At 31.3% G+C, this 3,882-nt stretch carries 5 protein-coding genes; all 5 read left to right on the forward strand.

Annotation, left to right across the window (positions count from 1 at the left end; all coding sequences use genetic code 11):
- Positions 1–960 (forward strand): phage tail protein (locus KGF41_RS20360; protein WP_227857121.1); only part of this gene is annotated, 960 nt, incomplete at its 5' end.
- A gap of 16 nt (positions 961–976) precedes the next feature.
- Complete coding sequence (locus tag KGF41_RS20365) at positions 977–2,518, forward strand: hypothetical protein (RefSeq protein ID WP_227857122.1); 1,542 nt, start codon at positions 977–979, stop codon at positions 2,516–2,518.
- Positions 2,519–2,531: 13 nt separating this feature from the next.
- Entirely contained in the window at positions 2,532–2,825 is a 294-nt protein-coding gene (locus KGF41_RS20370; protein WP_227857123.1) for a hypothetical protein, read from the forward strand.
- Positions 2,825–3,007: a hypothetical protein gene (locus tag KGF41_RS20375; protein WP_227857124.1), complete on the forward strand. Its 183-nt coding sequence runs from the start codon at positions 2,825–2,827 to the stop codon at positions 3,005–3,007. The genes KGF41_RS20370 and KGF41_RS20375 overlap by 1 nt, the downstream gene beginning before the upstream one ends.
- A gap of 135 nt (positions 3,008–3,142) precedes the next feature.
- Positions 3,143–3,882, forward strand: a 740-nt coding sequence (locus KGF41_RS20380) for a glycine rich domain-containing protein (RefSeq protein WP_255611564.1), incomplete at its 3' end; no start/stop codon positions are given.

The raw sequence follows: 3,882 nt of genomic DNA on the forward strand, positions 1-3,882 counted from the left end.
AGTGTCACAGGTAATAAAGTGGGATTTGTAAAAATTCAACTTGGTGATGGAGGAGGGAGTGAATATACTCCAACTGAGAGTCAGACAGCTCTCAAAAACGTGGTATGGGAAGGCAATATCGGAAATACAACTACAGATGAAACTGCACCAAATTGTATAATATTAGAGAGTTTAATACCATCAAGTGTAGGTGGGTTTATGATAAGAGAAATAGGATATTTAGATGATGAAAATAATTTAATTGCCATTTCTAAATACAAAGAGTGTTATAAACCTTCTATAGAACAAGGTGCAGTGGTAGACATGAAGGTTAAAACTGTGCTTATTGTATCTAATGTAAATAATATAGAACTTAAAATTGACCCAACAATAATCTTTGCAACACTCAAAGATATACAAGACTTAGAAACTAAAATAGGTACTGTTAATACTAAAATTGATACAACTAAAACAGAATTAATAAGCAATATAGATGCAACAAAAACAGAGTTAAACACTAGAATTGACACAGAAAATGAGAAACAAAATATTAAAATTGACCAATTAATCGCAGGTGGTTCAAATGTGGCATCTACTCAAACAATAACAATTGATGATTGGGTTGAGGATGCAGAAAGCGGATTCAAGGCAACTGTAACACATAGTTTGTTAACACAGAGAATAGTTGTAAATATTATAGATGCTACTACAAAAGAAAATGTAGTTACAAACTTTAAAATTATAGATGATAATTCTATAGAAATTAGAAGTGAGGTAAAAGTTGAATTAAATGTCTATGTGATAAATGGAAATGCAGAAACTCATTTTATAAATGCAACTGTAGATGATAACAGAGTATCTGAAATGACTACTTATTCATCTAAAAAGATACATGAAGAAATTAGTAAGGTAGCAGAGCAATTAACAGGAATTAATAGTAATATTATATCAACAGTAAATAATGACATATTGCCAATATAGAAAGGAGAGTGAGGAAATGGCATTATCAATGTATTACTTCGATTTACCCAATAAAAGGATGTATACTGAAAATTATACGTTTAGTCCGTTTGCAGGGGGAAAACAAATTTTTGAGTGGATTGGTGGTTCTGATGGATTAAAAGGTCGTTTTAAAGAAACTTGTTTAAGTTGCACTCGTAATGGTCTTACTTCAAATTGGGGTTCAACAAATACTTGGACTTTGAAAGGATATGGCGAATATGTTTTTACTTATAATTGTGAAAGAATGCATGTGGATACACAACAAAAATTTCCGTATACTTCTGAAAGAATTATAACTCTAAAAGCTTTACCTGTAATATCTGGTTCAGATACTTCACTTGGGAATAAAAGAAAAGGATTTAGTGTAGATTTTACTGTAAGTGATGATACTCCAGATGTTAATTTAATAGTACGTGTTTATCTTGATGATAAATTAATACAAAACATTACTCCTGTTGTACAAAATTCAACTTTAACAGCAACAGTAACAGATAGTCAACTAAACTCTTTATCCGTAGATGGAAATCACAAGCTAAAAATACAATTAAATGATGGATATGATAATTTTGATAGAATTTTTACTTTTAAAAAAATAGAAAAGGGAATTAATATATCAACATCATTAGTGACTGATAGCCAAGCTAAGTTTACTGTAACAAAAACATACAGTGAATTGACAAAAATAGAATGGTATTTAGATGAAGTATTAAAAGATACTTTTACTACAGACTTGTATTCAGAAAAAACTATTAACTATGAACTTACAGACAATGCAATACACACATTAAAAATAGTTGCTACAGATGCAGAAAATATAGTAGAGGAAAAAGTAATAAGTATAAGTAAGAATATAATGCCATTACAACCTAATGCTAGTTTAAGTGATATATCAACTAAGTTAACAGAGATTGGGCAAGGAGTTAGAAATGGTAAAACAAGTATTATAAACACTTTAGCACTTAAAAATATAGAAGCAAGTTTAAATAATACATTAGTAGAGTTGTCAGAGAAAATAAAAACAAGTTTTGATAGTTCAGACGCGAGTGTACAAGATTTGATAAATCAATTAACACAAGCTAATAATACTATAAGTCAATTAAATACAAAATATAAATATGCGTCAGGGAGTGCTGCAACAAAAATGAATGCAGCAGATACTGCTTATTTATATGATACTGGTGTGTACAACCCCGATTATCCACAAAAACCTACTGATTGGCTTAATATTAAAGGTCTTAATTTTATTCCAAATGTATTTTTTGCTGAATGTGAATGTAAACTTAATAGCCCGACTAAATTTCTTAAATATCTTGTTTTTGCTGTTTGTTCGTTACCATCAATTTCTAGTGATAAAGATTTTACAGTTACGGTTTTATTAGACAAAACATATGGAAATCAAAAATATACTGCTAATGGTCAAGTCTATATAAATAATAAGGGAAATGTCTATATGAATAATGAAGGCATTTACATTCCTGCATATAATCCTTCTTTGTCTTATACTTTGTATAATTGGTATGCTATAAAATTTATATAAATGAGGTGATAAAATGAATAGAGCAAATAGAATTATATGTGACCAAACAGGAAAAATATTACTCCAAACAGGAGAAGCAACAGGGGATGTATTGGAGCATGATGAAATAACCGAATTACATTGCATTGATGTTCCATATGGAAGTATAGATTATATTAAAAATAGAATTATAGGTATAAATATAGAAACTAAACAACCAATTTTAGAAGAAATACCAGTCTTTATAACAGAAGAGCAAAAGAGAATACAGGAGTTAGAAAATCAAATATTACTAAATGAAAATGAAAAAGTGGGAGGGCTATTATAATGAATATAAATGAAGTTGTTGTAAGAATATTAGCAGAGAGAATATTAAACGGAGGCTTAAATCCTTTAAAAAATCGAGAATTTGAATTAGATGATGTAACTAACACAGAGTACAGAAAGGCTGTAGAGGATTATATAATTAGAGAAAGTGGAGTAGTGGAAGGAACAGAACCTACAAAATAGGTAATGTCCTTTTTTTATTTCTTAAAATATATAAATTCATTTACATTTTGCCTACACTTCATCTACACTTTGTAGACGTTTATAGTTTTAAAATTAGGTACAATAAAACCATAAATTAAGAAAGAGGTGTATTAAATGGCAACAGTTTATGAATTTAATTATGCTAATTATACTCAGAATATTTCATTGTTACCTGGTCGCTATAAATTAGAATGTTATGGGGCATGTGGTGGTGGCAAAGGCGCAAGTTCTTTTGGTGAATGCGCAAAAGGTGGTTATGCAAAAGGTGAAATCACATTAAAAACCCGTACTAATTTAATTGTTTGCGTTGGTCAAACAGGTTATGAAAAACTTCCAGAAAAATCAAGCATTACTAGAACTGGCTTTAATGGCGGCGGTCGTGCTAGCACAGTGATTATCGGAGACTATTGTTATTCTGGGTATGGTGGTGGCGCAACTGATATAAGACTTTATTATCCTAGTGCGACTTGGGATAGCTCTAAAGGATTGCTTTCACGTATACTTGTTGCAGGTGGTGCTGGAGCAATCAGCGGTGATTTTTCTTTACATCCTTCTGTTGGTCATGGTGGTGGCTATGTAGGTTCTAATGGGATTACTGCATACTCTAGACGTTTTTGTGGTGGTGGTTCACAATATCAAGGCGGAAACAATCAAGAAACTAGCGAATATCATGGTTCGTTTGGTAAAGGTGGTATTGGTCATTATAGTGTAGGAGGTGGTGGTGGTTGGTATGGTGGTGGCGGCACATATGAGGGAAATGTTGCAGGTGGAGGAAGTGGTTATGCACTAACTAAAGATAGCTATAAGCCACCTGGTTATATACCAACCTCAGAATATTGGTTAGAAAATGTGGT

Origin of the sequence: Clostridioides sp. ZZV14-6150 (assembly GCF_020657875.1) — a bacterium.
GTDB lineage: Bacteria > Bacillota > Clostridia > Peptostreptococcales > Peptostreptococcaceae > Clostridioides.

Bases quoted from the DNA above. Each gene is read 5' to 3' on its own strand.
- KGF41_RS20375 (WP_227857124.1), top strand. From the start codon at position 2,825: ATGAATATAAATGAAGTTGTTGTAAGAATATTAGCAGAGAGAATATTA.
- KGF41_RS20370 (WP_227857123.1), top strand. From the start codon at position 2,532: ATGAATAGAGCAAATAGAATTATATGTGACCAAACAGGAAAAATATTA.
- KGF41_RS20365 (WP_227857122.1), top strand. From the start codon at position 977: ATGGCATTATCAATGTATTACTTCGATTTACCCAATAAAAGGATGTAT.